General features: G+C 61.4%; 13 protein-coding genes. 7 read left to right on the forward strand and 6 right to left on the reverse strand.

Annotated elements, in window-relative coordinates; genetic code table 11:
- Positions 1 to 50: 50 nt before the first annotated feature.
- Positions 51 to 224 carry a YqaE/Pmp3 family membrane protein gene (locus ACWHRL_RS03750; RefSeq protein WP_447527941.1) on the reverse strand — a complete coding sequence of 58 codons (174 nt, stop codon included), beginning with the start codon at positions 222 to 224 and terminating at the stop codon, positions 51 to 53.
- Between the two features lie 221 nt (positions 225 to 445).
- On the opposite strand from ACWHRL_RS03750, the gene ACWHRL_RS03755 reads away from it, so the two are divergent.
- Complete coding sequence (locus tag ACWHRL_RS03755) at positions 446 to 2497, forward strand: TonB-dependent receptor family protein (RefSeq protein ID WP_447527942.1); 2052 nt, start codon at positions 446 to 448, stop codon at positions 2495 to 2497.
- A gap of 284 nt (positions 2498 to 2781) precedes the next feature.
- On the opposite strand, the gene ACWHRL_RS03760 is transcribed toward ACWHRL_RS03755, so the two are convergent.
- The 3 genes from ACWHRL_RS03760 to ACWHRL_RS03770 form a co-directional block, all read right to left on the reverse strand.
- Positions 2782 to 5295 (reverse strand): glucose/quinate/shikimate family membrane-bound PQQ-dependent dehydrogenase, encoded by a 2514-nt coding sequence (locus ACWHRL_RS03760; protein ID WP_447895287.1) that lies wholly within the window; start codon positions 5293 to 5295, stop codon positions 2782 to 2784.
- A 269-nt stretch (positions 5296 to 5564) separates the two neighbouring features.
- The gene (locus tag ACWHRL_RS03765; protein WP_447527944.1) at positions 5565 to 6569 is read right to left on the reverse strand and encodes an NADP-dependent oxidoreductase; all 1005 of its coding nucleotides are present in this window, start codon (positions 6567 to 6569) and stop codon (positions 5565 to 5567) included.
- Positions 6570 to 6786: 217 nt separating this feature from the next.
- On the reverse strand, positions 6787 to 7164 hold the full coding sequence (locus ACWHRL_RS03770) for a septal ring lytic transglycosylase RlpA family protein (RefSeq protein WP_447527945.1): 378 nt from the start codon (positions 7162 to 7164) through the stop codon (positions 6787 to 6789).
- Positions 7165 to 7477: 313 nt separating this feature from the next.
- Between ACWHRL_RS03770 and ACWHRL_RS03775 the strand changes: the two genes are divergently transcribed.
- On the forward strand, positions 7478 to 8911 hold the full coding sequence (locus ACWHRL_RS03775) for a hypothetical protein (protein WP_447895288.1): 1434 nt from the start codon (positions 7478 to 7480) through the stop codon (positions 8909 to 8911).
- A 281-nt stretch (positions 8912 to 9192) separates the two neighbouring features.
- On the forward strand, positions 9193 to 9978 hold the full coding sequence (locus ACWHRL_RS03780; protein WP_447895289.1) for an RsiV family protein: 786 nt from the start codon (positions 9193 to 9195) through the stop codon (positions 9976 to 9978).
- A 133-nt stretch (positions 9979 to 10111) separates the two neighbouring features.
- Here the strand turns inward: ACWHRL_RS03780 and ACWHRL_RS03785 are convergent, their stop codons facing one another.
- Complete coding sequence (locus tag ACWHRL_RS03785) at positions 10112 to 10990, reverse strand: DMT family transporter (protein WP_447895290.1); 879 nt, start codon at positions 10988 to 10990, stop codon at positions 10112 to 10114.
- A 118-nt stretch (positions 10991 to 11108) separates the two neighbouring features.
- Between ACWHRL_RS03785 and ACWHRL_RS03790 the strand changes: the two genes are divergently transcribed.
- The 4 genes from ACWHRL_RS03790 to ACWHRL_RS03805 all read left to right on the forward strand — a co-directional run bounded on the left by ACWHRL_RS03790 (position 11109) and on the right by ACWHRL_RS03805 (position 15106).
- Positions 11109 to 11981 carry a LysR substrate-binding domain-containing protein gene (locus ACWHRL_RS03790; RefSeq protein ID WP_447895291.1) on the forward strand — a complete coding sequence of 291 codons (873 nt, stop codon included), beginning with the start codon at positions 11109 to 11111 and terminating at the stop codon, positions 11979 to 11981.
- Between the two features lie 49 nt (positions 11982 to 12030).
- A complete protein-coding gene (locus tag ACWHRL_RS03795) occupies positions 12031 to 12588 on the forward strand; it encodes a cytochrome b (RefSeq protein WP_447895292.1) in 558 nt (185 codons plus the stop codon).
- 28 nt (positions 12589 to 12616) lie between these two features.
- Positions 12617 to 13339, forward strand: coding sequence for a hypothetical protein (locus ACWHRL_RS03800; protein WP_447895293.1), 723 nt, complete (start codon positions 12617 to 12619; stop codon positions 13337 to 13339).
- Positions 13340 to 13441: 102 nt separating this feature from the next.
- Complete coding sequence (locus tag ACWHRL_RS03805) at positions 13442 to 15106, forward strand: multidrug ABC transporter permease/ATP-binding protein (protein ID WP_447895294.1); 1665 nt, start codon at positions 13442 to 13444, stop codon at positions 15104 to 15106.
- Here ACWHRL_RS03805 and fhuF read toward each other — a convergent pair.
- The gene (gene fhuF / locus ACWHRL_RS03810) at positions 15103 to 15873 is read right to left on the reverse strand and encodes a siderophore-iron reductase FhuF (RefSeq protein ID WP_447895295.1); all 771 of its coding nucleotides are present in this window, start codon (positions 15871 to 15873) and stop codon (positions 15103 to 15105) included. The two genes, ACWHRL_RS03805 and fhuF, sit on opposite strands and share 4 nt — an antisense overlap.
- Positions 15874 to 15914 lie beyond the last annotated feature (41 nt).

A 15914-nucleotide genomic window follows, 5' to 3' on the forward strand; every position in this document is an offset into this window, starting at 1 on the left:
AAGGGCGCCGAAAGGCGCCCTTGTCGTTTGATACGTTTAAACGGGGCGGGTCAGTACTTCAATATCACGTAAAAGGCGTGGATGATGCCTGGAATGAAGCCGAACAGGGTGAGCAGAATGTTCAGCCAGAAGTGACCTTTGAATCCGACTTCGAGAAACACGCCCAGCGGGGGCAGTAGTATAGCGAACAGCATCTTGATGGGGTCTGTGGCGGTCAATGCCATGGTAAGCCTCCTGTGCTTATCAACCTGTGCTTGTAAAAAAATAGCGGCTTGTTACCTGGCTACCTGCACAAGTGTAGTGACCGCTGCTCGGCCCAGCGAATATTTTGCGTTAATTTTTATGTGATCTTGCCGGTTTCTTTCAAAGCGCAGTCTCGGTTTACAATAAGCGCTACCTTTTCGTAAGGGTTTGCCTTTTTACCGTACGACCACGATGAGATGCCATGAATAAGCTGTTGTCCTCCTCCGTTATGCTTGCAAGCGCCGTGGCCACGAGCCCCTCCCTGGCCCAGGCCCCCGCATCGGAGGTCACCGCGCTCCCTACGCTTGAAGTGAGTGCCCCGCGCCTTTCGCGGGAGCTTTACGCCACCCCCGCTGCGGTTTCAACGCTGGAGGGTGACGAGATCAGCCGCGGGCAGCAGCGCGTACGCCTGGACGAGTCCCTCGTTCGCGTGCCCGGGGTGTTCGTGCAAAACCGCGATAACTTCGCCCAGGGCCAGCGCATCGCCATTCGCGGCTTTGGTGCGCGCGCTCCGTTTGGCGTGCGGGGTATTACCGTACGAGTCGACGGCATTCCCTACACGCTGCCCGACGGCCAGGCCCAGCTCGATGCCATCGACCTGGACAGTGCCGAGCGTATCGAAGTCATTCGCGGGCCCTCATCCGTGCTTTACGGCAACGCCGCCGGCGGGGTGATCGATATCACCACCGCCGATGGCCGGACCAACCCGGGTTCGAGCGTGCGCGTCGAGGCGGGTAGCGACGGCTACCAGAAGCTTTCGCTGCAAAACGGTGGCCAAAACGGCGACTGGTCGCACCACGTGAGTCTTTCCGGGCTGAATGTGGACGGCTACCGCGAGCAGAGCTCCACCGAAAAGTACCTGCTCAACGCCAAGCTGCGCCGGGAACTGGGCAGCGACCGCGCGCTGACTGCCATTGTCAACCTGCTGGAAAACCCGCGCTCGGAAGACCCGGGGGCGCTCAACGCCTCTGAGGTGGCCCGTGGCCGCGACCAGGCCGCGCCGAATTCGAATGCGCTGGACGCCCACCAGAACGTGGACCAGCAGATGGTCGGTTTGCAGTACGAAGACCTGAGCGCAGGCCCGGGCGAGCTATACATCAAGGGCTTTTACGCCCAGCGCGATTTCGAGCAGCAGCTTCCCTACGTGGGTGACAGCCGCCTGGGCTACGAGCGCGACTACATGGGGGTAAGCACCGAGTACCACCACTCCGTGGGGCTTGGCGCGTTGCCGCTGGATTACATCGTCGGCGTGGACGCTGCCCGCCAAAAGGACGACCGCTTTCGTAACGACGTCGGTTCAAGTGGTGCGGTCGGCGAGCAGGTCAATGATGAAAAGCAGACCGCGACCTCGACCGGCGTGTTCGCCCAGGGCGATCTGGGCCTTTCGGAGGCGCTGACGCTTTCGCTGGGCGCGCGCTTCGATCGGGTCAAGCTCGAGGTGGATGATCGTTTTCTCGCCGATGGCGACCAAAGCGGCGACCAGACCTTCAACGAGTGGAGCGGCTCCGCCGGGCTTAGCTACCGCTACCGCCCGCAGCATCAGGCGTACATCAATACCGGCACGGCGTTCGAGACGCCCACCTTTGCCGAGTTCGCTAACCCCGCCGGCGGCGGCGGCTTCAACCCAAGCGTAGAGCCGCAAAAATCCTGGAATCGCGAAGTGGGCCTGCGCGGCTACGTAGCCCCGCTGGCGCTGGATTACGACTTGGCGCTGTTTTCGGTGCGCGTGCGTGATGAGCTAGTGCCTTATGACGAGGGCGGGCGCACGTTCTACCAAAACGCCGGTAATACCGACCGCGACGGCATGGAGCTCTCGCTTGGCTGGCAGTTTTTTGACCAGTGGCGCGTGGACAGCGCGCTCACGCTTGCCCGCTACACCTTCGATGAGTTTGCCACGCCTTCCGAGCGCTTCGACGGTAACCGTATCCCGGGCCTGCCGGAGCAGACCTGGATCAGCCAGTTGACCTGGGAGGGCGCGAACGAGCGGTTTGCCACCCTCGAGACCGAGTACATCGGCGACTTAAAAGCGGATAACGCCAACGAGGTCGAGGCGGACAGCTACTGGCTGGTGAACCTGCGGGTGGGTGACGGCTGGCAGCTCGACGAGCGCTCGCGGCTCAACGCCTTCGTCGGGCTCAGAAACATTTTCGATCGGGAGCATTTTTCCAACGTACGCCTGAACGGCACCTATGGGCGCTACTATGAGCCGGCCCCCGGGCGCAGCGTTTACGGTGGCGTGGAGCTTGCGTTCTAGTCAGCCAGGCCGGTCGTTAAAGTGAAAACGGGCAGCCTTGGGGCTGCCCGTTTTTAGTATAGAGCGCTTGCTATTCACCCGCGTCTCGGGCTGCCCGTAGCGGGGGTCTTTCGCCAGGGATGGCGAAAGTAGCGTACAAGGACGTATTCACAGCGCCCCCGCGTAGGGTAGCGCGAGACCGCACCAAGCTGGCCATCTACTGGTTCAGCCAACCAAAACGGGCAGCCCTTGGGCTGCCCGTTTTGGTGGAGGACGACCGGATGCAGCATTCGGTCAGGCGGGGGTTACTCGGGCAGCGCGTAGCCGATCACGTAATCCCCCATTTTGGTGCCGAAGGTGCCGTGACCGCCGGCGCTGACCACCACGTACTGGCGGCCGTCGGCGCCGGTGTAGGTCATCGGGGTGGCCTGACCGCCGGCGGGCAGGCGGGCCTTGAAGACCTCCTCACCGGTTTCCAGGTTGTAGCCGCGCAGGTACTGATCCAGCGTGCCGCTCATGAAGGTCACGCCGCCGGCGGTGGTCAGCGGGCCGCCAAGTGCCGGCACGCCGACCGGCAGACCAATGGGTAGGCCGAAAGGCATGCTGTCCCGGGTGGTGCCGTTGGGATGCTTCCAGACGACCTCGGCGCTTTGCAGGTCGATACCGGCAACGTCGCCCCAGGAGGGCGCCTGGCAGGGCAGGTTGAAGATCGACAGCAGCGGGCCGAGCTCGACGGCGTAGGGTGCACCGGCGTTAGGCTGAAGGCCCTGTTCGCTGGCCGAACCCTGTTGACCTTCGATTTCGTCCCGCGGTACCAAAGTGGAGACGAAGGCCAGATACTTGGCGCCGGTGAACAGTGCCTGACGCTGCGGGTCGATGGCTACGCCGCCCCAGTTCATCACGCCCACGTTACCCGGGTAGACGATGCTGCCCTCGAGCGACGGCGGCGTGTACTGGCCTTCGTAGCGTAGCGAGTTGAAGCGGATACGACACATCATCTGATCGAACGGCGTTGCGCCCCACATGTCGCGCTCGGTGAGCGGCGGCGGCAAGAGATTCAGTGCCGAGCGGGGCTGGGTTTCGGCGGTCCAGTCGCCTTCTACCGCGCCTTGCGGGACGGGAATTTCCTCGATCGGCACGATCGCCTCGCCGGTCTCCCGGTTGAGCACGTAAAGGCTGCCCTGCTTGGTCGGCTGAATCACCGCGGGCTGGGTGCCGTCCGCGGTGGCCAGGTCGATCAGCACGGGCTGGGCGGGCATGTCCATGTCCCAAAGGTCATGGTGAACGAACTGATAGACCCAGGCCACCTGGCCGGTATCGAGCTCCAGCGCCACGAGACCGGCGCTGTAGGTTTCGTCGTTCTCGGTGCGGTTGGCGCCGAACTGGTCCGGCGTCGCATTGCCCATGGGCAGGTACACAAGTCCTAGTTCTTCATCGACGCTGATCGGCGGCCAGACGTTGGGCGAGTTGCGTGTGTAGGTCTCGTCCTCGGCGATCGGCTGAGTCTCTTCCGGATTGCCGCTGTCCCAGTTCCAGACCAGCTCGCCGGTGCGCACGTCAAAGGCGCGGATCACACCGGAAGGCTCGTCGGTGGAGCTATTGTCGGTCACGTGGCCGCCCAGAATCACCAGGTTTTCGGTCACGGTAGCCGGGGAGGTGGAGTAGTAGCCGCCCGGATCGAAGCCGCCGATATTGCGGGTCAGATCGACCTCGCCGTTGTCGCCAAACCCGGCGCAGCGCTCGCCGGTGTCGGCGTTTAGCGCGATCAGGCGGGCATCCGCGGTGGGCAAGTAGAGTCGGCGCGGGCACATGACATCGGTCTGGCTAAGCAGCATGGAAGACTCGCTGCCGGTAGAGCCCGCCAGTTCTTCGATCAGCGCCACGTCGACGGCGAAGGCGCTGGCATCGGCGTAAAGCTCCGAAGAGCCGGCTGCTTCTGCGCTGATCTCGGTCGCGCTTTCGTCAGACTCGCCGCCGGCGTAGTTGGCGGCGTCATAATAGGCAAGTCCACGACAGGTCATGTGTGCCCAGCCGGAGAAGTTCTCGGCGCCCATGGTGCTGATCTCGGGGTCGAACTGCCACAGGGTTTCGCCGGTTTCCGGCGAGAGTGCCACGGCGCGGCTGTGCGAGGTGCAGATATACAGCGCGTCGTTGACCTTCAGCGGCGTGTTCTGGTTGGTGATTTCCGGGGGCGCGTTGGGGCCGGGCTCGTCGCCGGTTTGAATGCGCCATACCTCTTCGAGCTCGCCAATATTGTCGAGCGTGATCTGATCGAGCGAGGAATAATGGGTGCCGGCATTGGTGCCGCCATAAGCAGGCCAGTCATCGCCGGCCGCTTGGGCGGGGTTGATGTCGCCATTCGAGCGGTTCTCGGCCAGGTTGCCTTCCACAACGCCGGGCGCGGTGAACTGGCTGGCAATGGCCACGCCGATGCAGGCAACGACGCCAAGCGTCAGCGCCAGGCCACCGCCGCGAGAATCGAGCGGCTTGCGCCACCAAGGCAGCAGCATAATGATCGCGATCAAACAGGGAATCGCCACGCGGGGTACCAGCTGCCACCAGTCAAGGCCCACTTCCCAAAGCGCCCAGACCAGCGTGGCCAGCAAAGTAGCGGCAAAAAGCCAAAGCGCGGCGCCTTTGCGCAGTGCCAGCAGTAAGCCGGTTGCCAGTACGCTAATACCGGCGATCAAGTAGTAGGCGCTACCGCCCAGGCCGAGCAGCTTTACGCCGCCAATGGCCAGCGCCATACCCGCGATGCCCAGTACAACACCCAGCAATAGGCCAGGCCAGGGGCTGCGGGCGCGTCTTTTTTCGTTCATGAAATTCCCTTGTGATAACGCTTTAGGGGCTAGCGGACACTAAGGCCAGCTAGCCGTCTTGACGTGCGCTAACCCATCGATAGGGTCAATTATCGATAGGATCACTCATCGATAGGCTCAATGGGTTAGCGCGCGTTGGAGGAGGGCGTATTTTAAGCGTCAATTCGCTATTGGTCGAACGAGTTTAATACTCTTTTAACAAGAAAAGGCCGCCGCTCGAGGGCGGCGGCCTTGGCAGGCGGGAAGAAAAAGTGGTTAAAAAGAGGGCGTTAGTCGGTCAGCTTGACCAGCATTTTGCCGGTATTGCCGCCTTCGAAAAGTGCCAAAAAAGCGTCCGGTGTGCGCTCGAGGCCTTCTTCCACGGTTTCCTGGTAGTCGAATTTGCCCTCGGCAACGTGCGGCGCCACCTCGTTGAGGAAGTAGCCGTAGTTGGACCAGTGGTCGGCCACGATAAAGCCTTGCATTTTCGCCCTGCGCGCCACGATCTGAAACAGGTTGCCCGGGCCGTGGCCGGGTTTGCGCTCGTTGTAGCTATCGATCATACCGCACACGGCAATCCGCGCGCCTTCGTTGAGCTGGTCGAGCGCGGCCTCGAGGCAGGTGCTGCCGACGTTTTCAAAGTAGACGTCGATGCCTTCGGGGCTTGCAAGCTTAATGGCGTCACTGAGTTCCTGGGCAGTGCGCTCCTTGTAGCTGACCGGCTCGACACCCACCGATTCGAGCCAAGCGAGCTTGTGCGCCGCACCGGCAATGCCCACTACGTGGCAGCCCTTGGCCTTGGCGAGCTGTACGACAAGCGAACCCACTGCGCCGCTGGCCGCACTCACCAGCACGTTGTCGCCGGGTTTGCACTCGGCAATCAGGTTAAGGCCGGTCCAGGCGGTCATGCCCGGCATGCCCAGAACACCCAGGTAGGCCTGGTCGGGAACGTCGTGGTCGGGCAGCTTGGTAACGCCTTCGCCGGGCACCTGGGCCACATCGCGCCAGCCGCCCATGTGGCTGACTTTATCGCCGGCTTTCAGTTTCTCATCGTTGGATTCGATGACCTCGCCGATAGCGCCCCCTTCCATGGGCTTGCCAAGCTCGAAGGGCGCAACGTAGGTGCGCACGCCACTCATGCGCCCGCGCATGTAGGGGTCGACGGACAGCCAGTGGTTTTGGATGCGCACTTCACCCGGGCCGAGGGGTTGAAGCTCTTCGGTTTCCAGCTTGAAAAGCTCGCGGCTGGGTAGCCCTTGCGGGTAATCGGTCAATGTAAAGTAGCGTGACTGCATCGTAGCCTCCTGCTGGATGGGGCGATTTAAAAAGCTGACGTTTAGCCAGGTAACATAAAGACTATAAGTACCGCCGCTAGTTCGCCAATCGCTTATGAATAAAAAAAGCGGCCCGTTCGCGGGCCGCTTTGTAGCGAGAAGGTTTTATAAAATAACGGGTTAACCCAAGGGGTAGCGCACGAGAGAGGGTGCGTTAGCCGTTGAGTTCTGCAAGTGGCTAGTTGATCAGCGTAAGCATGACCGGGGCCGTGCCGCGGCGCACAATGCCAAGTTCGCGGGCGGCACGTTTGGAAAGATCGATGATCCGGCCTTGAACGAAAGGCCCCCGGTCGTTGATCAGTACCTCGACCTCTTGGCCGGTATCCGGGCGGGTCACCAGTACCTTGCTGCCAAAGGGGAGGCTTGGGTGGGCGGCGGTCAGCGCCTGCTGGTCGAAGGAGTCGCCACTGGCGGTGGTCGCCCCTTGGAAACGGTCGCTATAAAACGAGGCCTCGCCTCCCTGCAGATCGACGCCCTGGGCCAAGGCGCTACTTGAAGCGATGCTTAATAAAACCGCGAATAGGCTTTTCTTTAGGGTTCTTGCATGGGCTCCCATTGGAGTACCTCAGCTATTGATGTCGATCCGGCATTCTTTTGGAAAGTTGCCTGATAGGCCCGGAGATGTTACCGCCCTGGTTTACATTCAGCAAGCTTTGCGATATTCGGCGAAGATGTACCCCAAGTTACGATTTTAGTTCAATTGGCCGCTCTTTAAGTGAGATCAGTCAGTTAAAGCGCCCCATTCATCAAGGGAGTAGGCGTTGCCCACTCTTAAAAAACGGGCTGCGCGCTTTATAAGTAAGGTGCCATGTAAGCAAAGCTATGCGACTATATTTCGCACTCGAATAGTGGTCTTAAAAGGGGATCCCATGGCTAACAGTTCTTCGTTAACGCTCGCAGTGGGTGTTTTAGGCGGCGCCCTGACCGGCTTTTTGATCGCCCAGGTCGTGCCAGGGCTGGATCTTGTATCCGACCCCGACCCCGATGCATCCGAGACCGAGCAGGGACCCGAGGCGCTTCGCGGGCTTGATTATTTGACCCTCGATGAGCGCCTTCGCGGCGAGCTCACATCAAGCGCCGAGCTCAATGGCAAGGACGGTAGCCGCTCGATGCGCTATGCGCTGTCGCTCGATGAAGACACCCTTGTCGAGCTGAGCCTGAGCGGAGCGCTTTTAGGGGTGACCTCGCTTTATGACGACCAGCTGCAACTGCTGGATAGCGCCGAGACGCTTCGCTACCGCGTTGAAGAAACCGGCGATTACATCGTGGTCGTGAGTGGACAGGACGCCAGCAGCTACGGCCCGTTCACGCTCTACCCGCGCACCGTCGAGCTAAGCGATAGCGATACGCTCACGGTGGGTGAGCCGTCGGATCGTTGGCTGCAGGCCCGGGAGGAGGCCATTACCCTCACCATCGAGGAAGCCGGCCTTTACCAGATCGATATGCGCTCAGAGGATTTCGACGCGTATCTGACCATCGAAGGCCCGGACGGCTACCAGCGTGAAGACGACGACAGCGGCGGCAACCTCGATGCGCAGATCGCTGACTTTCTAGCGCCCGGCGACTATACCGTCAGGGCACAGACTTACGGCTCGGGCAGCGGCATGTACACGCTGACCGCCGAGGTCAGCGACCTTCAAGCCGGGGAGCTTCGAAACGATGGCCCGATCGCACCGGGTGAGGCGCTCAACGGGTGGTACAGCGACCAGCCGTTGGCGTATACGCTCACCATCGAAGAAGCGGGTATCTATCAGATCGATATGACCTCTGACGCTATCGACGCGTTTTTGGAGCTTAGCGATGAAAGCGGCTACTACCGTGAAAACGACGACGGCGGCGACGGTTTGGACGCTCGGTTGAGCGACTTTTTGGCACCGGGCACCTATCAGATTACCGCGCGCACGCCTTATGAAAGCGGGAGTGGCGGGCTTTTCGCGCTTTCTGTAGAAAGCAGCGAACTACCCGATGGCGTCGAGCTTCAAAATGGTGGCGACCTTGGCATTGGTGAAACGCTCAACGGCTGGTACAGCGGCGAAGACGTGCTCTATCAGATCGAGCTGGAAGAGAGCTCGGCGGTGACGATTGCCATGGACTCCACGGATTTCGACGCCTACCTGGAGCTCACCGGCGATGGAGTTTCCTACACCGATGACGACAGCGGTGGTGGAACCGACGCGCTGCTCGAGGTATCGCTTTTGCCGGGACGCTACACGGTGCACGCCCGTGGGTTTAGCTCCTATGACAGCGGTCTGTTCGAGCTCTCCTTCGAGGCCGAGCCCACCGAGATGCAGCCAGACGCCTAGGGTCTGTCTGAAAAGCCGGCGAGCGAAGGCAAGACAAGGCAAAAATTGGCGAAGAAGCGGAGTTTACACCGAGTAAATGAGCATTCTGAGCCCATTTTTAACGCTGTATTGTCGAGCGCAGACACTTTTCAGACAGAGCCTAAGCGTCGATAGCCTTTATCGGCTCTCCGCAACGCCCTTGTTCGCTTTGTGCGGCAAGGGCGTTTACATTTATAGGGCCGCTTGGCGTTATTGGACGGTTAAAGCGGCGCTACAAGGATAGAACTCAAAAGGGATCTACTATGCAACGTATTACAGGGGGCGTGCTGGCCACGGCCGCGCTGGTACTTACCGGCTGCCAAAGTCATCCAAACGCGCCGGTCGAGCCTTACGCCATCGTAACGCTGGCCCAAGAGAAGCAGTTCGTCGCGCCCGAGTGTCAAGGCGATAACTGCGCCCAGGTGCGCGTCTCCGCGCTCGAGTTCCCCAAGTCCCCCGGGCTTACTCGCGAGCTTCGCAGCCGCTTGATCGCGCTGGCCCCGAGCGAGCGCGCGAATACACCGGGTGAGGGCAGCGCGTCCTCACCCAGCTGGGCAAGCTACGCCAACGACTTTTTCGAGCAGGCAAACCGCCACGGTATGCCCATGCCCGATGGCGGTGCCAGCGCGGTTTTGCTGGAAGCCGATGTCGTGGGTCGTTACAACGACGTGCTGATCATCGAACTCAATAGCGACACCTACTTCAACGGCCAGGCACATGGTCTGCCCGCCACCGAGTTCATGGTGATCGATGAGCGCCAGGCGCGCACGGTCGGCCTGGACGACATGCTGATCGATGGTCGCGAGGCCGCCTTCGAGCAGTTGGTAGGCGAGGCGCATCGGCGCTGGTTGAGCGACATCGACCAGGACGATACCTTCGCCGCGAACTGGCCGCTGAGTGATCATCGCAACGTCGCGCCCATGGAGGATCACTGGGTGGTGAAGTTCGACGTCTATGAGATCGCTCCTTACGCGGTGGGCCAGCCCGAACTGGAAATCCCGCTCGACGCGCTCGAGGGGATTGCCAAGCCGCGCTATCTGGATCAATAAGCCGGGATAGCGCCCGTAGCGTTTGACAAAACCCTTCAAGGGCAGAACGAAAAACCGCCACGTTGTCGTGGCGGTTTTTTTTGTTGATAGAAAAGCGTGTTTCGGGCTCGCCGAGTAAGAGAGGGAGTCCGGGTTAGCGGCCCGCTTTTAGACAGCCGACCACGACCAATACGGCGGCGGTGGGCAGGCGCCAGTCGAGTACGCTCATGCCGGCCAACACCAAAAGCAACCCGGAGAGAATCGGCACGCCGTAGGCCAGGCTGCCGACCAGGCTCGAATGCCCCCAGCGCAGCGCCTTGTCCCAGGCGACCATGGCGATGCCGTAAGGCCCAAGGCCCAGTGCGATACCGGCCAGCAGCGCTTCGCCGCTTGGCAGGGTCAGGTTGTTTTCAAGCACCAGGCTTGCGCTGGTAGCGATAGCGCAGGCAATCAATAAAAGGCGCGGTAGAAGCGGGGTCAGCGCGACCGGGGCGGTTTGCCCGAACCAGGAGTAGAGCGCCCAGCAGCACGCCGATAACAGCGCGATCGCGTAGCCGATGACTTCACCTCCCAGCCCGCCGCTAATCGCCTGGGGTAGCAGCAGGAGCGAGGCGCCGGAGAACGCGATCAGCGCGCCGATCACCCCTTCGATGCGCAGCTTTTTAAAGCGGCTGTACTGGCTAAGCAGTACGAAAAGCACCGGCCAGGTGTAGGTGATCAGCGCGGCTTCCGCTGCCGGGGCCAGCCGCATGCCGATGAAGTAGCTGCTCACCGCGCCTAGAATGAGCAGCGGTACGCCCACCCAAACGCTAATGCGCCACCCCATGCTCAACGTGCTCACCCCGGTCTTGCGGCTCAGCGGCAGTGTGGCAAGCGCCCCGGCCAAAAGTGTCAGCGCGGTCAACTGCAGCGGTGTCGACGTATGCGCCATCTCCGCCAGCAGCGGCGCCACGCTCCAAAGCGCGACCGCGATAAGGGCGGCGCCGATACTGTATCCGCGAGAGGGGAGAACAGGGGTGTGAACGCGTTGCATGAAGCAGCTCCTTCTATATAAACAAACCTTGCCTTCTGTCAGTGGTGATAAGCATAATCCTTGGTTAAACATCACAATATCGATCTTTAGTGATGATACCTATCAATAGTGGTGATATATGCGTGCACCCATTTTTGACTTGTCACTGCTTCGCACGGTGGTGGCCATTGCCGACACCGGCAGCGTCACCGCGGCGGCCAAACGCTTGGCCTATACCCAGTCCACGGTCAGCATGCAGCTGCAACGCCTGGAAACGCAGCTGGAATTGACGCTGCATGAGCGGGAGGGCCGGCGGCTACGCTTTACCCAGGAAGGGGAGCGGCTTTTAGCCCACGCCAGGCGCCTGCTGGCGTTGAACGACGAGGCCTTTAGCGATATGCAAGCCCGCCAGGTAACCGGTGATCTGACCCTGGGCATTCCCGAGGATTACGCCTCGCTTTTACCGTCGGTGTTCGCCTACTTTCACCAGCTTTACCCGGCGGTGGGGCTGACGGTGATTTGTGGAACCAGCGCGCACCTGGTGGAGCAGGTCAAAAATGCCGACATCGACCTTGCGCTGGTCACGCGCCAACGTAACTCGCCGGGCGGCGAGGTGATCCGGCGTGAGCCGCTTTTATGGGCGGTGGGCATGAACCAGCAGCCACTTTTGAGCGACCCGATCCCTTTGGCGCTTTATTCCCCCGGCGCGGATGTGTTTCGCGAAGTAGCCGAGCAGGCCCTGCAGGCGGCGGGGCGCGATTGGCGCGTGGCCTACACCAGCCAGTCGATGGCCGGGCTTGCGCCAATCGTGACCGCAGGCCTTGCGGTGGTGGTGGTGACCCGCAGTATGCTCACACCTTCGCTTCGCCCGCTGGACGAGTCGAGTGGGCTGCCCAGGCTTCCTTCCATCGAGCTTGCCCTGCACCGCGCGCCTCATCGGCCCACCGAGCCCGCTCGGCGGTTGGGAGAGTTAATTCGCGAACAGCTAGCGGCCATTGGCGAAGCGTTATAAGGTTAGGGCAGCGTTTTCCTCATAAAGATTTAGGCGTCAGGAGCAAGCGATGCACGAGCTGGATCACTATATTTACCCTCATCGGGTGCTGCACTGGCTGGTGGCAGCGGCGGTACTGGTGTCATTGGCGACGGGACTAACGCTTGGCACTTGGGGCTTCGAGCGTACGGCCAATTTTTTGGGAACGACCCTCACCAACCTTCTGTATACCGGGCATAAAACCTTGGGCGTGACGATTTTGCTACTGATGACCCTGCGTATCATCACGCGCATCGCCTTCGTGGTGCCAGACCATGACCCGCCCCTGAATGCGTTCGAGCGCATCGTCAGCAAAAGCGTACATCACCTTTTGTACATCGCGCTGGTGCTGATGCCGCTGATCGGTTGGGCGGCAACGGCCACCGGCGGCTACCCCGTCGAGTTTTTTAGCTGGCACTTGCCCGGGTTTTTCAGTGAGAACGCCGCGCTCTCCCAAACGCTTTTCGGCTGGCACGAACTGCTTGGCTGGGCCATTTTGGTGTTGGTGGTGCTTCACGTAGGCGGTGCGATGCTCCACTGGCGTATCAAGCGCGACAACGTCACCAAGCGTATGAGCCTGTTCGACTGATCCAGGGCGGCTTCAAGGGAGTGAGGGTATGGCGCTGCAAATCGTCTTTGCGCTAGGGCTTGCCAGTGTCCATCTATTCGCCGGACGCTTGCAGCGCCTTAACGCCATCCCCCGAAGCGCCTGGCTCTCGTTTGCAGGCGGGGTGTCGGTGGGCTATGTATTCATTCATATCTTCCCGGCGCTAAGCGACGCCCACGATACCATCGAAGAGCACGGCCCCCTTTTCGTGCTGGAGCATAACGCCTATATCGTTGCTTTGGCGGGGCTTTGCGCTTTTTACGGACTGGAGCAGGGCGCCAAACGCTTTTCTTCCCACCGTGGCGGCTCTCAACGCGCTTCGCTGCACGAATCCCGCGGTGTGTTTTGGATCCACGCCGCCTCGTTCTCTCTCTACAACGCCCTGATCGGCTACCTGCTGGTGTATCGCGACAACCAGTTTCCGGATGTAGTGTTCTTCTTTCTGGCAATGTCGTTTCACTTTCTCGTCAACGACCACGCTCTGGTGCAGCACCACCGCCACACTTACCGCGCCGGCGGGCGCTGGGTGCTGGCCGCCTCGGTGCTGGTGGGTTGGCTGATCGGCAGCGCCGTGGAGGTGACCGAGGCGTTCGTGGGCGTGTTGTATGCGTTCGTCGCTGGGGGCATCGTGCTGAACGTGCTCAAGGAGGAACTACCGGAGGACCGGCACAGCCGCTTTTGGCCCTTTGCGCTGGGGGCGGCCGGGTGCGCTGCGCTGCTGATCTTTTCCTGAGGACTTGAACGGACATCGTAAGCGCAAATGACAATCACTTGCTGATTGACTTGGCGGGTGAGTGCGTCACAATTCGCGGCTTACACCACGGGGGAGTCTCTAATGGAGTTGTTGCGGGTCGTCTTTACGCACTACCGCTGGGCCTTTCTTGGCGCCATGGGGTTGAGCCTTCTAAGCGCCGGGTTAGGGGTGGGGGTCATCGCCTTCATCAACCAGCGTTTGATCACCGCCGAGAGTACCTTCTCCGTACTGCTGCCCTTCATGGGACTTTTGACGCTGCTTTTGGCGGTTACCCTGGCCACCCAGCTCGCGCTCACGCTATTGGGTCACTACTTCGTTTATAACCTGCGCTCCCGGCTTTTGAAACGCATGCTGGATACCGATATCGAGCGCCTCGAGCGGGCCGGTAGCGCCACGCTTTTGGCGAGCCTTTCAAGCGACGTGCGCAACATCACCATTGGCTTCGTACGCTTGCCGGAACTCGTGCAGGGCATCGTGATGAGCGTGGCGTGCGTTGCGTATCTTGCGTGGCTTTCGCCGGAGATGGTGCTGGTAACGGTGGCCTGGATGGCGGCTACCATGGGGATTGGCTGGTTACTGGTGTCCAAGGTGTACCGCCACTTTCATCTGGTGCGCGAAAGCGAAGATCTTTTATACCGGGACTACCAGACCGCTATTGAAGGGCGCAAGGAACTAGCGCTCAACCGCGCGCGGGCGCAGCGCTTTTTCGACGATACCTACACGGCGAACGCCAAGACCTACCGCCACCATATCATTCGCGCGGATACCTACCATTTAAGCGCCAATAACTGGTCGAACATCATGATGCTCGGCGCGATCGGCGTGGTGTTTTTCATGGCCAACGTGCTGGGGTGGGCGGGCCAGGCCACGGCGGCGACCTTCGCGCTCACGCTGCTTTTCCTGCGCACCCCTCTGATTCAGGCCATTGGCGCCTGGCCTACGCTGATCAGCGCCCAGGTGGCGTTCGATAAACTCAAAAGCCTCGAACTTACCGAGTACCGGCCCGGTTTCGAGGTCGAGGATACGCTCAAAACCTGGCAGCGTATCGAGCTGGTCGACGTGGTCTACCGCTACGAAGGCGAGGGGGGCGCGCAAAACGCCTTTCAGGTGGGGCCGTTGAATTTGACCCTTCAGCGCGGCGAGCAGGTATTTCTGATTGGCGGTAACGGCAGCGGCAAGTCGACGCTGGCGCGGCTTCTTTCCGGGCTGTACCGCCCACAAAGCGGCTACATTCAAATCGACGACCAGCGCATCGGTGCCGCCGAGTGGGACGCCTTTCGCGCCCGCTTTGCCAGCGTATTTACCGACTTCCACGCCTTCGATCAACTAATGGGCCCGGGGGGCGGTGCCGCTGAGCCTGCGCTGGTGGCTCGCTGGCTCGAGCGGCTGCAGATGACGCAAAAGCTTGCGTGGCAGGAGGACCGCGTCACCAACCCGACCCTCTCCCAGGGCCAGAAAAAGCGCCTGGCGCTGCTGCTCGCCATTGCCGAAGAGCGCGATGTGCTGCTGCTCGATGAGTGGGCGGCGGACCAGGACCCGCAGTTCCGGCGGCTTTTCTACCGTGAGCTGTTGCCGCATCTAAAGGCGATGGGAAAAACCGTGTTCGCGATCAGCCACGATGACAGCTACTTCGTGCATGCCGACCGGCTTTTGGAAATGGCGAAGGGGGAGTTGATCGAGCTGACCGGAGAGCAGCGCCAGCAGGCAAGCGCGGACGCCGTGGCGCAGATCAGCCCCGGCGGCTAGCGCTTGCGGGCGCGTCGGTCGCAGCCCTCGAGCGGGCAGTTGCTACACACCTCGAACTCGTCCAGCAGGTAGCGCAAGCAGCAAAGCTTGCGCACTTGCTTCACTTCATCCGACCCCTGGGGCGTGAAACTTTTCACCGGCTGGTAGAGCGGGTTGCGTTGGCCGTCGAGGGTGCGCGACTCCAAAAGCGCCCGGGCGTCCTTCAAAGCGGCTGGCCGTACGAAAGGGTGCTCGGCTAAAAGATTGACGTAGTAGTCGAGGTAGCCGCCAGCATTGCTCCAAAATACCCGGGGCGCGGCGCCGGAAAGCGCGGATAGCCGTTCGATCAGCGGCGCCCAGTGGCCGTCGATCAGCGCGGCAAAGCGCTTGGCCGGGTCACGGGTGGTGACCGGCTCGCCGCCCTGGGCAAGCCAGAGCCCCTGGGCGCAGCCCTGGGTGTTGAGTAGCACGTAAGCCTCGTCCAGGCTAACCGGCAGTGCCCGGTCGAGCAGCAGGTGCGAGACCACGGTGGGCACGGTCAGCGTGCTGAACAGCCACTTCGACCAAAGCGAGACGATGGCGCGGCGGTCGCCACCGGGAAACTGGGCGGCGTACTGCGCGATGTCCTGCTCCAGCAGCGCCGGGTTGCGCCAGCGCGCGGCCTTTATTGCCCCAGGGGGCGGCTCGCCGCCAATGTGCGGCGGCGCCAAGTGGGCCAAACGGTCGGTGTAACACTCGGCCAGGGTGGCGGGGCGCCGGGGTTCGGGTTCGCGTAGGGCCAGGGGCATCGTCGCTCTCCTTATCCAGGGCGGGGCAGCGCCCCGGCGTG

Source organism: Vreelandella sp. GE22, assembly GCF_968212445.1.

Excerpts from the sequence above, each read along its gene's own strand:
- ACWHRL_RS03785 (WP_447895290.1), bottom strand. The coding sequence starts at position 10,990 with ATGCAACGCGTTCACACCCCTGTTCTCCCCTCTCGCGGATACAGTATC.
- ACWHRL_RS03800 (WP_447895293.1), top strand. The coding sequence starts at position 12,617 with ATGGCGCTGCAAATCGTCTTTGCGCTAGGGCTTGCCAGTGTCCATCTA.
- ACWHRL_RS03780 (WP_447895289.1), top strand. The coding sequence starts at position 9,193 with ATGCAACGTATTACAGGGGGCGTGCTGGCCACGGCCGCGCTGGTACTT.
- ACWHRL_RS03750 (WP_447527941.1), bottom strand. The coding sequence starts at position 224 with ATGGCATTGACCGCCACAGACCCCATCAAGATGCTGTTCGCTATACTA.
- ACWHRL_RS03765 (WP_447527944.1), bottom strand. The coding sequence starts at position 6,569 with ATGCAGTCACGCTACTTTACATTGACCGATTACCCGCAAGGGCTACCC.
- ACWHRL_RS03790 (WP_447895291.1), top strand. The coding sequence starts at position 11,109 with ATGCGTGCACCCATTTTTGACTTGTCACTGCTTCGCACGGTGGTGGCC.
- ACWHRL_RS03770 (WP_447527945.1), bottom strand. The coding sequence starts at position 7,164 with ATGGGAGCCCATGCAAGAACCCTAAAGAAAAGCCTATTCGCGGTTTTA.
- ACWHRL_RS03805 (WP_447895294.1), top strand. The coding sequence starts at position 13,442 with ATGGAGTTGTTGCGGGTCGTCTTTACGCACTACCGCTGGGCCTTTCTT.
- ACWHRL_RS03760 (WP_447895287.1), bottom strand. The coding sequence starts at position 5,295 with ATGAACGAAAAAAGACGCGCCCGCAGCCCCTGGCCTGGCCTATTGCTG.
- ACWHRL_RS03755 (WP_447527942.1), top strand. The coding sequence starts at position 446 with ATGAATAAGCTGTTGTCCTCCTCCGTTATGCTTGCAAGCGCCGTGGCC.
- ACWHRL_RS03775 (WP_447895288.1), top strand. The coding sequence starts at position 7,478 with ATGGCTAACAGTTCTTCGTTAACGCTCGCAGTGGGTGTTTTAGGCGGC.
- fhuF (WP_447895295.1), bottom strand. The coding sequence starts at position 15,873 with ATGCCCCTGGCCCTACGCGAACCCGAACCCCGGCGCCCCGCCACCCTG.
- ACWHRL_RS03795 (WP_447895292.1), top strand. The coding sequence starts at position 12,031 with ATGCACGAGCTGGATCACTATATTTACCCTCATCGGGTGCTGCACTGG.